The 20,196-nt window shown below is 70.8% G+C and carries 10 protein-coding genes; all 10 read right to left on the reverse strand.

Going from position 1 to position 20,196, the window contains the following annotated elements:
• Positions 1-24: 24 nt before the first annotated feature.
• The gene (locus ACLJPY_RS33660; protein ID WP_410594765.1) at positions 25-951 is read right to left on the reverse strand and encodes an alpha/beta fold hydrolase; all 927 of its coding nucleotides are present in this window, start codon (positions 949-951) and stop codon (positions 25-27) included.
• A gap of 27 nt (positions 952-978) precedes the next feature.
• A complete protein-coding gene (locus ACLJPY_RS33665; RefSeq protein WP_410594767.1) occupies positions 979-7,476 on the reverse strand; it encodes an amino acid adenylation domain-containing protein in 6,498 nt (2,165 codons plus the stop codon).
• Between the two features lie 23 nt (positions 7,477-7,499).
• Positions 7,500-8,690 carry a cytochrome P450 gene (locus ACLJPY_RS33670; RefSeq protein WP_410594769.1) on the reverse strand — a complete coding sequence of 397 codons (1,191 nt, stop codon included), beginning with the start codon at positions 8,688-8,690 and terminating at the stop codon, positions 7,500-7,502.
• 22 nt (positions 8,691-8,712) lie between these two features.
• Positions 8,713-12,693: a non-ribosomal peptide synthetase gene (locus ACLJPY_RS33675; protein ID WP_410594771.1), complete on the reverse strand. Its 3,981-nt coding sequence runs from the start codon at positions 12,691-12,693 to the stop codon at positions 8,713-8,715.
• Positions 12,690-15,023, reverse strand: coding sequence for a non-ribosomal peptide synthetase (locus ACLJPY_RS33680; protein WP_410594773.1), 2,334 nt, complete (start codon positions 15,021-15,023; stop codon positions 12,690-12,692). Before ACLJPY_RS33680 ends, ACLJPY_RS33675 begins: the two co-directional genes overlap by 4 nt.
• Positions 15,024-15,056: 33 nt before the next feature.
• Positions 15,057-15,980 carry a hypothetical protein gene (locus ACLJPY_RS33685; protein ID WP_410594775.1) on the reverse strand — a complete coding sequence of 308 codons (924 nt, stop codon included), beginning with the start codon at positions 15,978-15,980 and terminating at the stop codon, positions 15,057-15,059.
• A complete protein-coding gene (locus ACLJPY_RS33690) occupies positions 15,977-16,468 on the reverse strand; it encodes a VOC family protein (protein WP_410594777.1) in 492 nt (163 codons plus the stop codon). Before ACLJPY_RS33690 ends, ACLJPY_RS33685 begins: the two co-directional genes overlap by 4 nt.
• Positions 16,465-16,683: an MbtH family protein gene (locus tag ACLJPY_RS33695; RefSeq protein ID WP_410594779.1), complete on the reverse strand. Its 219-nt coding sequence runs from the start codon at positions 16,681-16,683 to the stop codon at positions 16,465-16,467. The genes ACLJPY_RS33690 and ACLJPY_RS33695 overlap by 4 nt, the downstream gene beginning before the upstream one ends.
• Positions 16,683-18,713: a SidA/IucD/PvdA family monooxygenase gene (locus ACLJPY_RS33700; RefSeq protein ID WP_410594781.1), complete on the reverse strand. Its 2,031-nt coding sequence runs from the start codon at positions 18,711-18,713 to the stop codon at positions 16,683-16,685. The genes ACLJPY_RS33695 and ACLJPY_RS33700 overlap by 1 nt, the downstream gene beginning before the upstream one ends.
• Before the next feature lie 89 nt (positions 18,714-18,802).
• The gene (locus ACLJPY_RS33705; RefSeq protein ID WP_410594783.1) at positions 18,803-19,807 is read right to left on the reverse strand and encodes a ParB N-terminal domain-containing protein; all 1,005 of its coding nucleotides are present in this window, start codon (positions 19,805-19,807) and stop codon (positions 18,803-18,805) included.
• Positions 19,808-20,196: the final 389 nt, after the last annotated feature.

A 20,196-nucleotide genomic window follows, 5' to 3' on the forward strand; every position in this document is an offset into this window, starting at 1 on the left:
GTTCGGTTTCCCTTCTCTTTCCGCTTACGGCTGGACGATGGCTTCCGCGAGAGTGGCGAGCACTCGTCGCGGCTGTTCGACCGGGAAGAAATGACCACCCGCGACGGTGCGCAAGGTGAACGTGGAATCTGTCCAGCGAGCCCATTCCGCGCAAGTGGATTCCGGCGTCGAATCATCGGACTCCCCGGCGAGGGCGAGCACGGGGACGTCGAGTTTCTCCTCTTCCGACCAGTTCCGCCGGCACTCGGCCATCACCGCCAGATCGGCGCGCAACGGCTCGATCAGCACGGACAGCGCGCGCCGGTCCCCGAGCAGTTCGGGTGGCGTCGCGCCCCAGCCGGCGAGCGTCTCGACGAGGTGGTCGTCGCTCGGGTCCTCCTCGACGTCGACCGCGTCCGGCGGCGGGGCCGCCGCCGCGGCGAGCACGGCGGGCTTCCGGTCCCCGAGGCGCCGCACGACCTCCCGGCCCACCAAGGCCCCCATGCAGTGACCGAAGAGTGCGAAGGGCCGCTCGCCGTAGCCGAGGATCAGCTTCGCGACCTGGTCGGCGAGCGGTGCCGCGCGGGTGAAGGGGGACTCGTCCACCCGGTCCTCGCGCCCCGGCAGGTGGACCAGGACGATCTCCGTGCCCGGCGGAGCCACGTCCCGCCACGAGCGGAAGGCGCTCGGACCGGACCCGGCGGCGGGGAACACGAAGATCACCCGGTCCCCCGGCCCGGTGAACGGGGTGAGCCGCACCGTTGCTTCGCCCGCGTGGCTCAGCCGGTCGATGAGCTCGGCGCGGTGTTCGCGAAGGACGGCGAGAAAGCCTTCGTCGAGCGCATCGCGGGGAGCGTCGTAGTGCAGCGCCCCTCCTTCGACCCGGATCCGCACGCGCCTGCGGCGCAGTTCCGCCAGCACGACGTCGACGACCGCTTTCCCCCGGGACCCCGCACCGGCAGGTGTTGCCACTTTCACCACATCCTCGAATACGCGTGATCACAGGACACCGACGACGCGCTCTTCGCCGGCCGCGCCGCCCGCGACGAAGCCGGCCAGTTCGGCGACGGTGGGGTGCTTGTAGAAATCGCGCAGGGGAAGCTCGGTCCCCCACCGGTCCCGCACCAGCGCGAGAATGCGCGTGGCGAGCAGCGAGTGTCCGCCGATTTCGAAGAAGTTGTCGTGCCGCCCGACGACGGGCACCCCCAGCACGTCGGCCCAGAACCGGGCGAGTGCACGCTCCGCTGCCGTGGCCGGCGCCACGAAACCGATCCCCGGGGGCAGGTCCGCCACGCCGGGTGCGGGTAGCGCGCGCCGGTCGAGCTTTCCGTTCACGGTCAGGGGAAACTCCTCGACGAAGACATAGGCTGACGGGACCATGTACCGGGGCAGCCGCGCTCGCGCCCACTCGGCCAAGGCGGACCGCGGCTCCGCGCGACCGGTCAAGTACGCCACGAGCCGCTGGTCGTCGGGACGGTCCTCCCGCACCGTGACGACCGCGTCGGTGACCTGCGGGCAGTCGCGCAGCACCTGTTCGATCTCGCCGAGTTCGACGCGGTGCCCGCGGATCTTCACCTGGTCGTCGATCCTGCCGAGGTATTCGACCGTTCCCTCCGGCCGGATCCGCGCCAGGTCTCCCGACCGGTACATCCTGGCTCCCGGCCCGCCGAGGGGGTCGGGCACGAACCTTTCCGCGGTGAGCTCCGGTTGGCCGAGGTAGCCACGCGCCAGACCCGCGCCGGAGATGTGGAGCTCACCCACCGCTCCGGGAGGCACCGGCCGCAGGTGGTCGTCGAGGACGGACAGCTCGAGATCGGGGATGGCGGTGCCGATCACGCTGCCTGCGGTTCCGGTGGCGCATTGCCGATCGAGTTCGAAGTACGTGACGTGCACCGTCGTCTCGGTGATGCCGTACATGTTGACCAGCAACGGAGAGCGTTCGGGATGCCCGGCGTACCAGTCCGCCAGCCTGCTCGCGTCCAGCGCCTCGCCACCGAAGACGACGGAGCGCAAAACGAGGGGCCTGTCGTCCTGACGTCGTGCCTGCTCCGCCTTCATGAGCTGGTAGAAGGCCGTCGGCGTCTGGTTGAGCACGGTGACCCGCTCGCTCCGGAGCAAGCGCAGGAACTCCCCGGGGGCCCGCGAGGTCGAGTGCGGGACGACGACCAGCCTGCCGCCCTTCAGCAGCATGCTCCACAGCTCCCAGACGGAAAAGTCGAAGGTGTAGGAGTGGAACAGGACCCCGGTGTCCGCCGGTCCGAAGCCGAACCACGGATCGGTCTGGTCGAGCAGCCGGATGACGTTCTGGTGCGGGACGACGACGCCCTTCGGCCGGCCGGTGGAGCCCGAGGTGTAGATCACGTATGCGGCGTTGCCCGGCTCCGGCCCGGTGGGGAGGCCGGCGGCTTCGATGCCGTCCAGCACCGCCGGAAGGCCGGTGCCGAGCCTGGTGACGCGCTCGTCCGGCAGCGGGACGTCCGCCGACGCGAGAACGTGCACCGGGTCCGCGTCGGCGAGCAGATCCGCGATGCGGGCCGGTGGGTCGTCCGGGTTGATCGGCAGGTACGCCGCTCCGGTCTTCAGCGTCGCGAGGACCGCGACGACCAGGTCCACCGTGCGCTCCACCACGAGCGCGACGATCCGTTCGGCACCCGCGCCACGGTCGAGCAGGTAGCGGCCGAGCTGGTTGGCTCGCGCGTTCAGCTCCCGGTAGGTGAGCGTTCCCGGCGCCAGTGCGCCGGCCGGGCCGGTGACCGCGACGGCGTCCGGCACCCGCGCCGCCCACGCCTCGAACTCCGCCGGGATGGTCGTCGTCCGCACCGGTTCCCGGCCGGCGGTCCGGCCGGCCGCGGGGGTGCCGAACGGCAGTTCCCGCACCGGGACGCGCGGCGCGCCGGACACCGAGGCCGTCAAGGTCACCAGCTGCGCGGCGAACCGCTCGGCGGTCGCCCGGTCGAAGACTTCGGTGTCGTATTCGAAGGTCGCCCCCATCGGCCGGCCCGAGCCCCGGTCGAGGATCGCCAAGGTGAGGGCGAACTGGGTGCGGGTCCGGTCGAGTGCCAGCGGTCCGGCGTCCACACCGGGCAGCCGCAACCCGCTTTCCCCCGTTTCACGCAGGTAGTTGAAGGCGACGTCGAAGATCGGATGACGCTCGGTGTCGTGCCCCGCCCGCAGCCGCTCGACGACGTGCTGGAAGGGCAGTGCCCGGTGCTCTTCCATCGCGCGCACGGAAGCCGCCACGTCCGCCAGGGCGTCGGCGAAACCCGTGCCGGGGCCGATCCGGGAGCGGAGGACCAGCGTGTTCACGAAGTATCCGATGAGCCCTTCGAATTCGACCCGCTCCCGGTTCGCCGAGAAGTACCCGAGGCAGAGGTCGTCCTGGCCGCCGATCCGGTGCAGCAGCACGGCGAACGCGGTGAGCAGCACCTCGAACGGGGTGGCACCGAGGTCCCGGCCCAGCGCGCGCAGCCGGTCGGCGGACACGGCGGGGATCTCGAAGTCGACCGCGCCGGCGGCGTGCGCGGGGTGCGCGGGCCGGCGGCGGGCAGCGGACAGACCGGTCTCCGGGGACGCACCGGCCAGGTAGTCCGTCCAGTAGGCGAGGTGTCCGGCCAGCACCTCCTCGGTCAGCAGTTCCCGCTGCCACGCGGCGTAATCCGCGTACTGGGCGGGCAGCGCCGGCAGGGACGGGGCCTTTCCCTCGGCCAGCGCCGTGTATGCGGCGGACAGTTCGGCCAGGAGGACGCCGAACGACCAGTGATCGGCGACGGTGTGGTGCACGGTGATCCCGAAGAAGTGCTCGCGCGGCCCCAGCCTGACGACGTGCGCGCGCAGCAGCGGCCCGCTGTCGAGCCGGAACGGCGTCTCGTCGTCTTCGGCGAGCAGGCGCCGGGCATCCTCGGGCGTGCCACCGGCACTCGCCAGGTCGGTGAACCTCGACGCGGAGTCCGGCGGCTCCGCGATTTCGAGGAACAGCTCGCCCCCGATCGCCCTGAACGCCGTGCGCAGGTTCTCGTGCCGGCGCACGACCTCCCGCACGGCGCCCTCCAGAGCGGGCACGTCGAGGGCGCCGGTGAGCTGCCAGGCCGCCGAGACGGTGTGGGTGCCCGGCGCGGCGGAGAGCTGATCCGCCAGCCACATCCGCTCCTGCGCGAACGAGGCTTTCAGCGGGCCGTCACGATCCGCGCGTACCAGCTCGCTCTCGGCGCCCGGCACCTCCCGGGTGACCAGCCCGGCGAGTCCGGCGACCGTCGGCCCGGCGTAGAAGGCTCCCACGGGCACGTCCACCCCCAGGTCCCGCCGGACCCGGGCGATGACCTGGGTCACCAGCAGCGAATGCCCGCCCAGCGCGAAGAAGTCTTCCTGCGTCCCCACCCGGGGCAGGCCGAGGACCTCGGCGACGATGCCGGCGAGCGTGGTCTCCACGGCTGTGACCGGCGCGACGGCCCCGGCCCCCGAGGGCAGGTCCGCTGCACCGGGGGCAGGGAGCGCACGGCGGTCGAGCTTCCCGTTCGCCGTCACGGGGAGGAAGTCGACGGCGACATACGCCGAAGGCACCAGGGGCGCGGGCAACCGGCTGCTCGCCCAATCGCGCAGCTCGGCGGGCTCGAGGCGGCCGCCGGTCAGATAGGCCACCAGCCGCGGATCGCCCGGACGGTCTTCCCTGGCCACGACCACCGCGTCGGTGACCTCGGGGAAGTCCCGGAGCACCTGCGCGACTTCGCCGGGTTCCACCCGGTGGCCGCGGATCTTCACCTGGTCGTCGATCCGGCCCAGGTAGACGATCGCCCCGTCCGGCCGGACCTTCGCGATGTCACCGGAGCGGTACAGGCGCTCGCCCGCGGCGGCGAAGGGATCCGGCACGAACCGCTCGGCGGTCAGGTCCGGTCTGCCGAGATACCCACGGGCCAGCTGGACACCACCGAGGTACAACTCGCCCGGCACGCCGATCGGCACCGGCTCCAGGTTTTCGTCCAGCACGTGGAGCCGCGTGTTCCAGATCGGACGTCCGATCGGCACCCGGCCCGCCTCGCCCGCCGTGCACGGGTGGCTGCTGACGTCGATCGCGGCCTCGGTGGGGCCGTAGAGGTTGTGCAGCTCACCGGCGAAGACCGCGAGGAGATCGGTGACCAGCTGCCGCGGGAGTTCCTCGCCACTGCACAGTATCCGCCGCACCGACGCGCCCGGGACCACCTCCGCGTCCAGGAACGCCCGGAGCATGGACGGTACGAAGTGGACCGTGGTGACCCGGTGCTGGCGAAGGACCTCCGCCAGGTAGTGCGGATCCCGGTGCCCGCCCGGCGCCGCGAGGACCAGCCGCGCCCCGGAGACCAGCGGCCAGAACAGTTCCCAGACCGAGACGTCGAAGCCGATCGGTGTCTTGTGCAGGACGACGTCGTCGGCACCCAGTGCATACGCCCCCTGCATCCACGACAGCCGGTTCACGATGCCTCGGTGGGTGTTCGCCACGCCCTTGGGACGTCCGGTGGAGCCGGAGGTGTAGATTACGTAGGCGAGGTTCTCCGGGTGCACCCGCACCGGCAAGGCAGCGGCCGGTGCCGGTGCCGTCCTGTCCTCGATCGCCAGCACCGCCGTCCCCGGGAGTGCGGGCAGTTGCGCACGCCCCGCCTGGTCGGTGAGCACCACGGCAGCCGCGGTGTCGGTCACCATGAACCGGATGCGTTCCGGCGGCAGTTCGGGATCCAGTGGCAGGTACGCCCCGCCCGCCTTCAGCACCCCCAGCACCGCGACCACGAGTTCGATCGATCGGCCGAAGTGCACACCCACCACCCGGTCGGCGGCGACGCCGTGCGCCAGGAGGTGGTGTGCCGCCTGCGTCGACCGGTGGTCCAGCTCCGCGTAGGTCAGCGCGGTCCCGTCGGTCACCACGGCGGTCCGCCCGGGATGCAGCGAGATCCGCTCGGCGATCAGGGTGGTCAGGGTGACGTCGCGCACCGGCGCGCCGGTGGCGTTCCAGCCGGTCAGCAGCCGGCGCTCCGCGTCGGACAGCAGGGGCTGCCGGGCGAGCGGCAGCCGCGGGGCCGCGACAGCGCCTTCCAGCAGCCGCTCGAACCGTCCGGCCAGCCGTTCGACGGTCGCCCGGTCGAACACCGCGGTGGCGTACTCGAAGCTCGCGTCGAATCCCCCCGCCGTCTCCGCCACGAACAACGAGAGATCGAACTTCGCCGACCGGCCGGGAAGGTCCACCGGTTCGAGGGTGAGGTCACCGAGCCGGGTGGCGCCACCGCCCAGGTACGAGAACAGCGTCTGGAAGAAGGGCTGCCTGCCCGGCTCCCGCGCGGGCCGGAGCTCCGCAACGAGGCGCGCCAGCGGGACGTTCCGATTGTCGTAGGCCTCGATGACCCGTTCCCGGATGGTCTCCAGCAGATCGGCGAAGCCGGCACCGGCGGAGATCTCGGCGCGGATCGGCAGCACGGCGAGGAAGTAGCCGATCAGCGCGTCGGCGTCCGGGTGTCCCCGGCCGTCGATCGCGACCCCGACCGAGATGTCCCGCTGCCGGGTCGACGACCACAACAGCGCGTGGTACGCGGCCAGCAGCACCATGAACGGCGTGGCACCTCGTTCCTTGGCGAGCTCGCGCACCGAGTCCGCCAGCCGGCCGCCGAGGGTCAGCGCGACCACGTCACCGGTGTGGTCGGGGGTGAGCGGCCGTGGGCGGTCGAGCGGGAGTTCGAGCCCCGCCGGTGCGCCGGCCAGCCGCTCCCGCCAGTACCGCAGCTGTCCGCGGAACTCGTCGCTCCGGGACCAGCGGCGTTCCCACTCCGCGTAGTCGCCGAACTGCCACGTCGGCTCGGGCAGCGGCGAGGCGGCACCGGCCTCGAATGCCCGGTACAGCCGATCCAGCTCGTCGAAGAACACACTGTCGGACGTCGCGTCGTAGAGGATGTGGTGCACGTTGACGACGAGCAGGTGCTCTTCGGGCGCCAGCCGCAGCAACGACACCACGAAGGCGTTCTCCTGTTCGAGGTCGAACCGGCGGGCCAGCTCGCGGTCGACGAGTTCACCCACCCGCCGACGCCGGGTCGCCGGGTCCGCGGACGACAGATCGACGCGGTGGAAGCGGGCGGGCGCGACCGGCGCGACCAGTTGCACCGGTGTGCCTTCCACCGAGCCGAACCGGGTGCGGAGGATCTCGTGGCGTCGCACCAGTTCGTCGAACGCCCGGCGCAGGGCGGTCTCGTCGAGCCTTCCCGCCAGGCGGAACCCGCTGACGATGTTGTAAGCCGGCCCGTGCCCGCCGAGCTGTTCCAGGAACCACAGGCTTTCCTGGGCCGCGGACAGCGGCCTCGGGCCGTGCGGTTTCGCGGCGTTCCCCTGTTCGAGCAGGCCGATGACCTCGGCCTTGTGCTCGCGCAGGAACGCGATGTCCTCGGCGGCCAAGGCGTCTTCGGGCCGGTAGCGGATTCTGCCCTCGTTCGTCCACAGCTGCACCCCGCGTCCGCGCAGTGCGGCCAGCAGAGCCCGGGCTTCCGACATCGATCCTCCTCGTTCGCCGGGGGTCACCGGGGTCGCAGTTCGACGGGCAGCGAGACCGGGCCACCGAGAACGGCGGAAGCGAACCGCTCCTGCTTCCCCGCGGCGAGCACCTCTCCCGTGGTGGCCAGGAGTTCCTCGAGAAAGACCCGCAGCACCAGCCGGACGATCGACGCGCCCAGGCAGACGTGGGCGCCGGCGGCGAACGCCCGGTGCGGGTTGGGACTCCGGTCGAGCCGCAGCTCCTCAGGGGCGTCGAACACCGCCGGGTCGCGGTTGACCGCGGGCAGCCAGACGGCGACCGGGTCCCCGGGGGAGATCCGGACATCGCCGAGGAACGCCGCCGCCGACGCGGTGCGCAGGACATGGGTGGCAGGCGAGATCCAGCGCAGGATCTCCTCGACCGCCCGTCCGAGTGGGACCTCTCCGGCACGCAGGGAGGCCCAGGCGGCCGGGTGCTCCAGCAACGCGGACACCGTCGCGCCGATCGCGAGTTTGGTCGTGTCCATTCCCGCTGTCAGCACGTTCGTGCAAGTCAGCAGAATCTCGTCGGGAGCGATCTCGGCCCCGTCGCGCACCGCACCCAGCAACGCCGAGGCGACGTCGTCCGCCGGATGGGCGCGACGCGCCTCGATCAGTTCGGCGAAGTACAGGAGTACGACGGTGTACGCCTCCCCGGCGGACATACCGTCGGCGTCCGGCGACTCGTCTCCCGAGGCGAACGCCGCCGCGGCGATCGCTTCCCGGTCGTGGGGAGCCACCCCCAGCAGGTCGCCCAGCACGGCCATCGGGGTGGGAGCGGCGACGGCCGGGACGAAGTCCACGACCCCCGCGCCCACGACGGGCCGGAGCAGCGAGCCGACCACGGTCCGAATCCGGGGTTCCCACGCCGCGACCGTCTTCGCCGCGAACAGTTTCCGCAAGGGCGCCCGGAGTACGCCGTGCCGGGGGGCGTCGCTCAGCGCCAGCATCTCGCCGGCGCCAGGAGGCGGCTCAGCCAGCCGCCGTCGCAGCTGGACCCCGCTCCCCGACCGGTAGGTCGCGGTGTCCTGCAGGACCCGGTTGCCCTCGGCGTACCCGGTGACCGACCAGAAGGGATCGCCGCCCGCGGTGTGCCTGGCCACCGGGCAGCTCCCCCGCTGGGCACGCCAGGCGGCATGGGGATCGCCCGACGCGTACAGCGCCGGGTCGGTGAGGTCGGGGCGTGGAACCTGCACTGCCGGGTCTCCTTGTCTCGGCTCAGATTTCGGCGAAGGGGGCGCGGTCGGCCGCGACCTCGCGGAGGACCGCCGCGACCGGCTCCGCGTTTTCCGCGTGCACCAGGGTCGAGTGGGTGCCGGGCACCGACCGCACGACGAGGTCGGCGAGCACCGCGCCCCAGCCGTAGTCCTCCCCCGGGTACCGTCCACCGCGCCCGTCCGAGCCGGTGGCGCGCACCAGGTGGACCCGGCCGTGGAACGGCGCGGGCCGGTAAGCCAGCAGTGCCCGGCGGTGCCGTTCGATCACGCTACGCAACCGGTCCAGCTCGGCGTCGGCCACGCCCGCGAGCGCCACGTCGATGCCTTCTTCCGCGACCACGTCCATTTCGACGATGGATTCGCGGACCGCGCTCCGCACCGGCCCGGGCGCGAAAACGTCCGGAGGTGGCCACGAATCGAGCAGGACGACCCCGCTGACGTCGAAGCCGCGCACGCTCCACAGCCGCGCCATCTCGAGGGCGATGGCCCCGCCCACCGACCAGCCGGCCAGCAGCACCGGGCTCATTCCCCGGATGCCGTCGACCTCCCCGGCGTACCGCGCGGCGATGGCTTCGATCGTGTCTTCGGCGGTCTCCCCGTCGCGTGCCTGCATCGCGTGGACGGAGTACTCGTCCCCCAGCCGCCCGGCCAGCGGCACGAACGGGAGCGCGGACCCACCCGACGCGTGCACCAGGATCACCAGGGGTTTCCCGGGGTTGTCCCGCAACGGGACGACGCTCGTCTCCGGTTTCCGCTCGTGCGCGGCACCGATCCGCCCGGCGAGTTGCCGGACGGTGGGCGCCGCGAACACGTCGGCCACCCGCGGCCGGACCCCGAGCTGCTGATCGCACGCGGTCAGCAGCCGGAACACCTTCAGCGAATGTCCGCCGAGGTCGAAGAAGCTGTCCTCCGCCCCGACGTCGGGCACACCGAGCACCTCGCGGTAGATCGCCGCGAGGCTGCGCTCGAGGTCGTTCGCCGGCTCGGCGCGGGCACCGCGCCGGGCGACCGGGTCAGGGCGCCACAGTGCGCGCAGGGCGTTCCGATCGACCTTCCCGTTGACCGTCACCGGCATCCGATCGACCACCTGGACGGTCGCGGGCGTGATCCGCGACGGCAACGAGCGCAGCGCCTGCTCCCGGACCGCGACGGCGTCGAACTCCGCTCCCCGCCGCAGTCGCACGAAAGCCGCGAGTTGCTTGTCGGCTCCTTCCCCGACCGCGACGACCACGCATTCCACGACATCGGGGTGTTCGAGGAACGCGGCCTCCACCTCGGCCGGTTCGACCCGCAATCCGCGGATCTTGAGCTGGGAGTCGGCTCGTCCGACGAATTCGAGGACGCCGTCCGGGCGGTAGCGGCACACGTCCCCGGTCCGGTACATGCGGCTGCCCGGTGGCCCGTAGGGATCGGGGAGGTAGCGCTGGGCGGTGAGTTCCGGACGCCGGTGATAGCCGTACGAAAGTCCGGGACCCACCTGGACGTAGGCCTCACCGGCCACCCCGGCGGGTACGACGTTGAGCCAGTCGTCCAGTACGTACAGCCGAGCGTGCCGGTGGGGTCTGCCCAGCGGGACGGTTTCGCCTTCGAGAGCCGGATCGAGACGGCCGGCGACGACGCAGGCGGTCTCCGTCGGGCCGTAGCCGTTGACGAGCTGCGTGGAGCCGTCCGGGAAACGGGCGTGGAAGGCGGCGCGGACCTGCGAGCCGACGGCTTCGCCTCCGGTGTGCAGGTACCGCAGCGAACCGCAGCGCGGGCCGTCCAGCTGCTCGAGCACGGCCTGCAGGACGCTGGGCGTGAGGTCGACGACGGTGATCCGGTGGCGCTCGATCACCTCGATCAACCGGACCGGGTCCTTTTCCGCGTCCGCGGGGCAGATGACCGTCCTCGCACCGGTGTACAGCGGCCAGAACGTTTCCCACAGCGACGTGTCGAAGCCGTAGGACGTCTTGAACAGCACCGCGTCGTCCGGGCCGTACCCGAGTCGCCGCTGCATCTCGAAGATGTCGGCGAGTGCGGTCCGGACCGAGCAGACGACGGCCTTGGGCCTGCCCGTCGACCCGGACGTGTAGAGCAGGTGCGAAACGTTCCCGCTGTCGCCGTCGACGGCGAGCCGTGTCCTGGGTCGTCCGGCCGCCGCCTCGTCGAGAGCGGTGAACGGGAACACCGGACCGTGGCCCGGCACGCTCGCCACCAGCGCCGGGTCCGCGATCACCAGCCGCGGCTCGACGTCTTCGATCATGTCGGCGAGCCTGGCCGCCGGCAGCTCCGGGTCGAGCGGGACGAACGCCGCGCCGCTCTTCGCCACCGCGTACAGCAGGACGACCGCTTCCAAGCTGCGGCACATCAGCAGCGCGACCCGGTCACCGCGCCGGACACCGTGCGCGCGCAGTGCGTGGGCGAGCCGATTCGCCCACTCGTCGAGTTCGCGGTAGGTCAGCGTCCGGCTCGCCGTCTCCAGCGCGGTGCGTCCGGGCGTGCGCCGCGCCTGATCCTCGAAGGGGCCGGCGAGCGTGGCGTGGTCGACCCGCGCCGGCCGGTACTCGTTCAGCTCCTCCAGCACGCGACGGCGTTCTTCCGGCCCCAGCAGGGCATGCGCGCCGACCGGCCGGTCCGGGGCACGGCCCGTTTCGGCGCACAGGCGCAGGTAGACATCACGGAACCGGGCGACCGTGACACGGTCGAACAGATCGGCCGCGCCTTCGATACTGCCTGCGATGACCTTTCCCGTTTCCGCGAAGGTCGTCGACAGGTCCCACTTCGCGGAGTCGTAGTCCAGGAGGGTGATCGGGTTGAGCTCGACCCCGGGCCGCTCCGGTGTTTCGTTGCTCTGGTAGCCGAAGAACGTCTGGAAGACCGGGTGGTTGTCCAGGCGGCGGGGCACTCCGAGCAGGTCGACGACGCGCTCGAAGGGGATCTTCTGGTGGTCGTGGGCTTCGGCGACCGTGGTGTGCACGGCACGCACCACCCGGCGGAAGGACGTGCCGGGACCGATCGGCGTGCGCAGTGCGACCGACCGCACGAAGCACCCGAGCATCTGCTCCACGTCGGGGTGATCGCGCCCCGCGAAGGCGGTGCCGACGATGACGTCCCGCTCGCCGGACAGCCGCACCAGGGTGAGCTGGTAGACGGCCAGTGCCACGACGAACAACGTGGTGCGTTCCTCGGCCGCGATCCGTTTGAGCGACGCGACCACGTCCTCCGGGACCGTGACGGCGACCGAGACGCCCCGGCGAGTGGGCTCGGCGGGGCGGGGCCGGTCGGCGGGCAGGTCGAGCACCGGCAGTTCGCCCGCCAGCTTCGTCCGCCAGTAGCCGGCTTCGACCGCCATCCGTTCGGTGTCGGGCTCCGCTGCTGTCCAGGCGGCGTAGTCGAGGAAGCCGACCCCGGGCGCCGGCGCGAGCGAGCCACCGTCCAGCGAGGTCGTCAGCTCGTCGATCAGGATGGCCATCGAGACGAAGTCGGCGACGAGGTGGTGCAGCACGAGCAGCAGGAGCGTCCGGTCATCGGGCATGGCCATCGCGGTGATCCGGAACAGGGGTGCTTCGTCGATGCGGATCGGCACGCGGGCGGCCGCGTTCGCGAGCTCCTCGGCCCGGGCGTGTGCCGCTTCCGGAGCCAGTGCGCGCAGGTCGAACCACTCGATCCTCGGCTCCGCCTGCCCCGTGTCGTACTGGATGGCCTCGCCGTCTTCCACCGTCACGGCGATGCGCAGCGCCTCGTGCCTGCCGATCAAGGTCCGCACGCATTCGCGCAGCCGTGCTTCGGAGCCGGTCCACGGGATCCGGACGAGGTCGAAGAGGTTGTACTCCGAGCTGCGCGGGAACGCCTGGGTGAAGAACCATATGCCCGCCTGAGCCGGGGTGAGCGGCACCTTGACGAGGCCCCCGCGGTGGGGAAGGCGGTCGTACCGGACATCGGCGAGCTTCTGCCGCAGCAGGCGTTGCACCAGCTCGCGCTGTGCGGGGGTCAGGTCGCTCATCGGGTCACCGCGGAACCGGGCACCGACGCGATGCGCTGGGCGACGTCCTCGTCGGAAAGAGCCGACACGGCGATCGAAAGTTCCCGTTCGATCAGGGCGGCCAGCCGTCGCACGGTCGGCTCCTCGAAGAACTCGGCGACCGCGAGCCGCACGCCGAACAGCGCGCGGACCCGGACCATGACCTGGGTGACCCGGAGGGAGTTGCCGCCGACCAGGAAGAAGTCGTCGAGCGGGCCGAGCTCGTCGATCCGGAGGATGCCCGCGACGAGGCCGCACAGCTCGGCCTCGAGTTCGGACGCGGACGACGTCCCGTCTTCGCTCTTGGCGGCCACGCGGTCCGCCGCGGAAGGCCGGGGCAGCTCGGCGCGGGCCAGTTTCCCCGACTTCGTCAACGGCCACTCCGCGAGGCGGACGTAGGCCGAGGGAACCATGTACCCCGGAAGCCGGGCGGCCGCCCAGGCCGCCAGGTCGCCGGTCGAGACAGCCGGGCCGAGCAGGTAGGCGACCAGTTCCAGATCGCCGTGGGCGTCCGGCCGGGCGAGCACCGCGCAGTCCAGCACGTCCGGAGCGGCCGCCAGGACGGACTCGACTTCGGCGAGCTCGACCCGGGCCCCGCGGATCTTCACCTGGTCGTCGGCGCGGCCGAGGAACGCGATCCCGCCGTCCTCGCCGGCGACGCCGAGGTCCCCGGTGCGGTAGAGCCGCTCTCCCGGCGCAAGCGGCCACGGGTCCGGGACGAATCGCTGCGCGGTCAGCTCCGGCTGCCGGTGGTATCCCCGTGCCAGGCCACCGGCACCGGCGACGCAGATTTCGCCGGGCACGCCGGCCGGCACCGGGTTCAGGTGTTCGTCCAGCACCAGCACCCGGTACAGCCCGACCTGGTGACCGACCGGCACGGTGGGCCCGCCCCCGAAGGAGCTCCCCTCCCAGCAGGCCACTTCGGAGGTTTCCGTCTGACCGTACGCCGCGTGGAACTCCGCTGCGGGGAAGCGATCCCGAACGCCTTCGAGCAATCGCGACGGCATCGCCTCGCCGGAGGTCTGCACCCACCGCACGCCGGGGAACGTTCGCCCTTCGGTGCCACCGAGGAAGGCTTTGAGCACCGACGGGACGAAGTGCACGAAGTCGATCCGCTCCGTGCCGAGCACGTCGGCGAGATAGCCGACGTCGGCCTCCGCGCCGGGAGCCACCATGCGGACGGCCGCGCCCACGCCGAGCGGGGCGAAGACCTCGATCAGCGCGACGTCGAAGATCAACGGGGTCTTGTGCAGGACCACTGACCCGGGACCCAGCGCGTAGCGCCGGGTGATCCAGTCGATCCGGCCCGAGACGCACCGGTGCCCGAGCACCACTCCCTTCGGCTGCCCGGCGGAGCCGGAGGTGAAGTACGTGACCGCCGCCTGGTCGGGCGCGACGCCGGCCCGGACGCCCCGGTCCGGGGTCGTCCCGGCGGAATCGCCTTCGGTCACCACCGGCACGTCCAAGCCGGAAACTTCCCGCCGCGTCCCGGAACCGGCGACCACCAGCCGGGCGTCCGCGCTCCGGAGGATCCGTTCGACGCGTGCTCGCGGCGTCCGCCGGTCCAACGGGACGAACGAAGCCCCCGCCTTCAGCACCGCGAGCATGGCCACCACGAGTTCCGGGGTCCGCTCCACGTACAGGCCGACCCGGCACTCCGGCCCGGCGCCGAGCTCGGCGAGGTGCGCGGCGAACCGGTCGGCGCGCGCGTCGAGTTGCCCGTAGGTCACCGTTTCGCCGTCGGTGATCAGAGCGGGCCGATCCGGCTCGCGGGCCGCCATCCGCTCGAAGGGGTGATGCACCCCGGAGGACGACGGGGTGAACGCCGTGACCCGGCGACCCGCCTCGCGGACCACCTGCTCGGCCTCGGCCGCGGAAAGCAGCGACAACGCCGCGACGGGCGTGTCCGGTTCGGCCGTCCCGTGCCGGAGCAGGTGCTCGAACGACCGGCCGAGCGCGGCCGGCCAGTCCGCGTCGAGCGTGACGGTCAGCTCGGTCACGTGGCCTTCCGCGTCGGTGCGCAGCCCGACCTCGGCCGGTGCTTCCCCGGAGCCGGCAGGCTCGGGCATCGTGGCGGCCAATTCCCGGAACGAGCCTTCGCCGGACACGGCCACCGTGCGAAGGCGTCCGTCCGCGAGCACCGGACGGGTCGGTGTGCGGTCGTAGCGGAAGAGGGTCGCGGCCAGCCCCGCGACCACGACCGCCTCGCAGTCGGCACCGGTTTCCCCGGCGAGAGACGTGATTCGCCGCGACAGGTCGGCGTCGATGCGAAGCACCAAGTTCGGCCGAGGCCCGGCCGGCTGCCCAGACATTGCACTGCTCCTTGAGATCCGTGGTCGCGTCGATCAGATGGCGGGTTCGGCGACCAGCTCGGCGGACAGGGCCGCCACCGCGCCGAGAACTTCGGGCAGGAGGCGTTCGCAGGAGTAGAGGAAAGGTGCACGGAACCGCGCGGGCACCTCGTCGAACGACTGGCTGCCCTCAGGCAGCAGGCCGTTCTCACCGACGTCCGCGACCACGGCCTTGAGCCGGCGGACCAGCTGGCGTACGAGTTCGCCGTCGTCGACCGGCCTGCGCACGGTGAGGAAGAAGATGTCGAACATCACTCCGAGCGTGGCGCGGTCCTGCAGCCGCATCTCCGGCACCGCGGTGCTCAGCAGTGAAGGTCCGCCGGGGACGAGTCTGGCCGCGATGGCGTTGTGCACCAGGGCGTTCACGTTCGCCGCGGCACGAACCTTGGCCATGTCCGGATGACTCAGCCAGGCCTGCTGCCGGGTGTGCAGCAACCGCCGGACCGGCCGGTAGTCCATCGACCAGCTGCCGCTGAAACCGTGGTGGTGCCGGTACATCGCGGGCCGGATGATCCGGTCGTAGCACTCGCGGCTGCACGAACCGGTGTACACGAGCACGGCGTTGCAGGCGACGGTGAGGCGCTCGACCGCGTCGGCCGTCTTGCCGTCCGCCGCCCCGCCCGGCCCGACCCGCTCCAGCGCCCTGGCCAGGAACTGCCACAGCAGGAAGGTGACCTGGTGTCCGGTGATCCACCGGAACCAGTAGATTTCGTCGGGGCCGGAATGCGCGGGGTACTGACCGGTCTTCGCCTCGCGGCCCGGCGAATCCGGTGTCGCCGCGGCACTGCCGCCACTCGGCCGTGGGTCCGATCCGAGCGGATCCGGCAGGAACAACGGCTCCAGCCCCCACCGGTAGGCGCCGAAGTCCCCGGCCGCACCCGGGCGCGAGTCCAGGCAGCCCGCGCGAGCCGCAGTCACGTCGATTCCCCTGGTGCCCAGGTGAACTCGAACTCCAGGCCGTTGACGTCACGGCAGTAGAAGCTCTCCACGCCGTCGGCGTCGACCACCAGCTCGGACGGCTCTTCGACGACCGCGAACGCGTACCTGCCCGACCGCTCCAGCGCCAGCCACCGCTCCCGCCAGCCCACCAGCTCCGCCGAACTGCCCACTGCGAAGCACAGGTGCTGGTATTGGGAGGCGCCGGCATCGAGGCCGGAGCTCCCTCCCGCGGGCCGGTCGAAGACGTGGAACCGCACCGAACCGAGCACCAGCTCCACGAGCCGGCGAATGCCCGGAAGCCGGGTCAGCGTCAGCTCCGAGAACTGCTCCAACGTCCAGGTCCGCTCGCAGCCGAGGAAGGCGGTGTACCAGTTCACCGTGTTGTCCAGGTCCTCGGTCTGCACGGCGACGTGGTGCAGTACCGGTGTCGCGAGCCGCTGAAGGGTGCCGGACAGCTCCGTGGTCACGAAGTCACCTCATTCGCCGCCATGCTCCGCCGCAGGCTCGCGGGACGGAGGTCGGTCCACACCTCGCCGATGTAGGCCAGGCATTCGCTCTTCGGCTTGGCGGTCCCCACCATCTCCCAGCCGTCCGGCACTTCTCTCCCCGCCGGCCAGACGGAATACTGTTCCTCGATGTTCCGCACGACGAAGAACAGGTCCTGCTCCTGCTCGTCACCCATCACCGTTCACTTTCCCTGCTGTCGACCGGTGCGCCGTTGCACGGGTGCGCTCCCGGTTCGTGCTCGTCCCGTGCCAGATCAGCCAGATAGGCGATGAAGTCCCGCTCCGGTGCTTCCGCCGTGTTCGCCAGTGCGTCCGCCGCTCGGCGCCGATCTTCCAGGTCGCGATCCTGGGACAGCTTGAAGCGGCCGGTGAGCGTGACGATTTCGATCTCGAAAGCGACGATGCGGTCGATCAGCGCGTCGATGCGCGGATCGTCCGGGCTCAGCAGCCAGGGCTGCGCGGACCGGTCCGAGAACTCGGCGATCCGGCACAGGAGATCCACCCCCTGTTCGCGATCGTGGATCACCCGGGCCCGTCCGGAAACGTGCACCGCGACCGAATTCCACGTCGGCAACTGAGCGGACCGGTAGACGGTCGGAGCGATGTAGCTGTTGGGGCCGGAGAAGACCACCGTCGTCGGCCGGCCGTCCAGCAGCGCCGCTTGCGGGTTCGCCCGGTCGAAGTGCCCGCGCAGCGTTCCCTTGCCGCCGGCGCCGCGATCGAGGATCAGCGGCACCTGGGTGACCAGCGGCCGGGAAGCGTGCGCCGACACGACGGTCGCGAACTTGTACCGCTCGATCACCCGGTACAGTTTTTCTTCTTCGTCCTCGAGGTGCCGCGCGGGCGGGTACAGCTGTTCCGGCCGCCGCCGCCCGCCGTCGGAGACCGGGCCCGCATCCCTCGCCCGGAGATCGTCGAAGATCTGCTTGCTGCGGAACGGCAACATCGAGAGAAGGCTTTCCCCGATCCCGAAGGCGTGTTCGCCCAGTCCCTGGACGTACAGGCCACCCGTCACCGTCTCGGCGGTCACCACCCGGTGGTTCTCGGTCAACAGCAGCTTGCCGAGGTCATCCCGCTTGACGAACGGCAGGACGTCCGCGTAAGCGTGTTCGTCCAGCTCGCGCTCGTATCCCGTCGCCAGCACCGCGACGTCACCGGTCAACTCGTACGTCCGGCCGTCCAGCCGGTCCTGCACCACGGCGACGATCCCGTCGTCGTCGCGCCGGATACCGGTCAGCTTGGCGTAGGAATGGATGATCAGGCGCTGCCGGCCACGGACGGCGTCGCGATAGGTCAACCGGTAGATTTCGTCGAGCAGCTCCCCTTCGACGACGCCGTAGTTCGCGGCGCTCAGTTCGGCCAGTTGCCGGGCACGCCGTCCCGGCAACTGCCGTCGGAACGCCAGCGACCGGTCCGAGAAGAACTGCTCGTTGACGAAGAGGCTGTTGTCGGTCGGCCGCAGCGAATACCCCGAGACCAGCAAGCGCACCGAGGCGTTCGGATAGCGCTCCAGGATGTGCTTGGTGATCTCGCCCGCGCTCTGCCCGCTGCCGACGACCAGCACGCTCGGCGCCGCCGAAGGGTCGGGCACCCGGTCGCTGAACCGCGGGATGAATTCGCTCGAATGGATCACGTGTTCATGAGCGGCATCGTCGAAGACCCTCGGCCGCCCTCCGGGGGCGACGACCACGTTGCGCGCCAGCACGGTCCGGCGGTCTCCGCTGCTGACGTCCCGGCACTCGACCTCGAACAGCGGCATCATGCCGTCGGGCGACGGCCACGGCGCCACCCGCGTCACCTGGGCCCCGTAGCGCACCTGGCCCGCGAAATCCGCGGCAACCCACTTCAGGTAGTCGCTGTACTCGATCCGGGACGGGTGGAAATCGTTCAGGTTGACGAACTGTTCGAGTCGCCCGTGGTGTTTCAGGTAACTGAGGAACGAGTACTTGCTGTCCAGGTTCCGCAGCAGAACCAGATCCTTGAGGAAGGAGATCTGCATGCGCGTGTCGTCGAGCAGCATACCGGGATGCCACTCGAACTCGGGCCGCCGCTCGACGAAGAGGCACCGCTTGCCCGGATCGATCTCGTGCGCGGCGACCGCCAAGGCCAGATTGGAAGGCCCGAAACCCACCCCGACCACGTCGTACGCGTTCTGCTCGGCTACCGGCTGACCTTCTTCCGGTAATTCACTCCACAATTCCTTCACACGCCCCTCTGCAGAATCATGAAAATTCGCACAACGACAAGGGGAAGACACATCGCCGAACCTGGTTTTCGATCGCCACCGGCAGACGGTCAGCTCGACCTTGGCTTTTTGAGCGCCCCGACGAGATCCTGCCACATTTTTGCGCCTTCGGCGACCAGGTCCGCCACCGCGCCGGCACAGTGGTCCGGCACCATCGCGAGGGCGCAGTTCATCTCCTCGTCGTCGATGAGGAACGCGTCGAGCTTGCGCAGCAGCGCCCGCCCGGATTCGGAGAACCGCAAAGACGGGTCCTGCCTCAGCCGCTGCAGGATCAGAGCCGGATTCACCGCCTTGACCGGGACGTCGGCACTGCCGCTCGGCGCGCATTCGGCCGATTCACCGATCGGGACGGCCGCGGGACGCCGCCGCGGCGAGACCGGATCTTCGCCGCGCTTCAGCCGATCACGGACATCACGCACCGTGCCCACGGAGACGCCCGCGATCGCACTGGCCCGCCGGAGGGAGATGCCGGGTGTTTCGCGCAGCACCTCGCTCGCGCGCCGGCGGCCTTCCGCCGCGTCGACCGGCCGCGCTCGTCCGTCGCGGCCGATCCGGGCGTGCAAATGCGGAATTTCCGCAGCTGCACGGCTGCGGATGGAAGCGACCGTCTTGTCCGTGAGCCCGACGACGGTGGCGACGCCACGGTTCGACCAGTCCGGATGACTTCCGATGATGCGGGCGGCCGCCACCTTCCGGTCGGCCAGCGTCAGCGGCAGGCCGTGCTTGCCATTCGATTTCACGGCGAGCACAAATGCCTCCGCCCAAGAACCGTCGAAGAAACGAACGTCGATTTCCTCGTCGCCGCGGAGCGCCGCAGCCCGCAGCCGGTGCCTTCCGTCGATCACGCACATCGTGGCGCGGTGGGCAATGATTGCCGGCAATGCCGAACCGGACTCGGCCAGCGTTCGCACGTGCTCTTCGCTGACCCCGTCGAGCCGCGGCGAGTCGGCTTCGATCAAAGAACCAAGGGGAACGCGGACACAGTCTTCGGATACATGAGAACCTTCGCCAATGGTGGGAAAATCGATTGCGTGATGGTCGCGGATCACCGCCACATCCCTCAGCCTCCCGTGAGTGCGCGCACTGCGTTCCGTCGACACCCGAGAAGTGCGCCACCTCTCCCTCGTACCTCATCAGCATGGCATGAGCGATCGTCGGCGACAATTAACAAACAATGTGCACCGTGACCACCGGACCGTCGGGCAACTCGACCCGAACAGCGGTATACGGAAACTCCAGAGACAGCCATGCCGCCGACCGGGTGGCCGTTTGCCGAAATCTATCGCCTGGCAGACTACTGAGGGTTGCTCGGCATGGTAGCGAGCCTGGGAATTGGACCATTCGACACCGCGCCGATCGACGGTGAGTGACACCTGGCGGATCGGGTCATCACGCAGTGAAGCGCTATCGCCGTTTTTGCTCGGCTTGCCCGCCACGTTTTTCG

Origin of the sequence: Amycolatopsis sp. lyj-23, assembly GCF_046549135.1 — a bacterium.
Classification (GTDB): Bacteria; Actinomycetota; Actinomycetes; order Mycobacteriales; family Pseudonocardiaceae; genus Amycolatopsis.

Bases quoted from the DNA above. Each gene is read 5' to 3' on its own strand.
- ACLJPY_RS33665 (WP_410594767.1), bottom strand. From the start codon at position 7,476: ATGTCGGAAGCCCGGGCTCTGCTGGCCGCACTGCGCGGACGCGGGGTG.
- ACLJPY_RS33675 (WP_410594771.1), bottom strand. From the start codon at position 12,693: ATGAGCGACCTGACCCCCGCACAGCGCGAGCTGGTGCAACGCCTGCTG.
- ACLJPY_RS33680 (WP_410594773.1), bottom strand. From the start codon at position 15,023: ATGTCTGGGCAGCCGGCCGGGCCTCGGCCGAACTTGGTGCTTCGCATC.
- ACLJPY_RS33695 (WP_410594779.1), bottom strand. From the start codon at position 16,683: ATGGGTGACGAGCAGGAGCAGGACCTGTTCTTCGTCGTGCGGAACATC.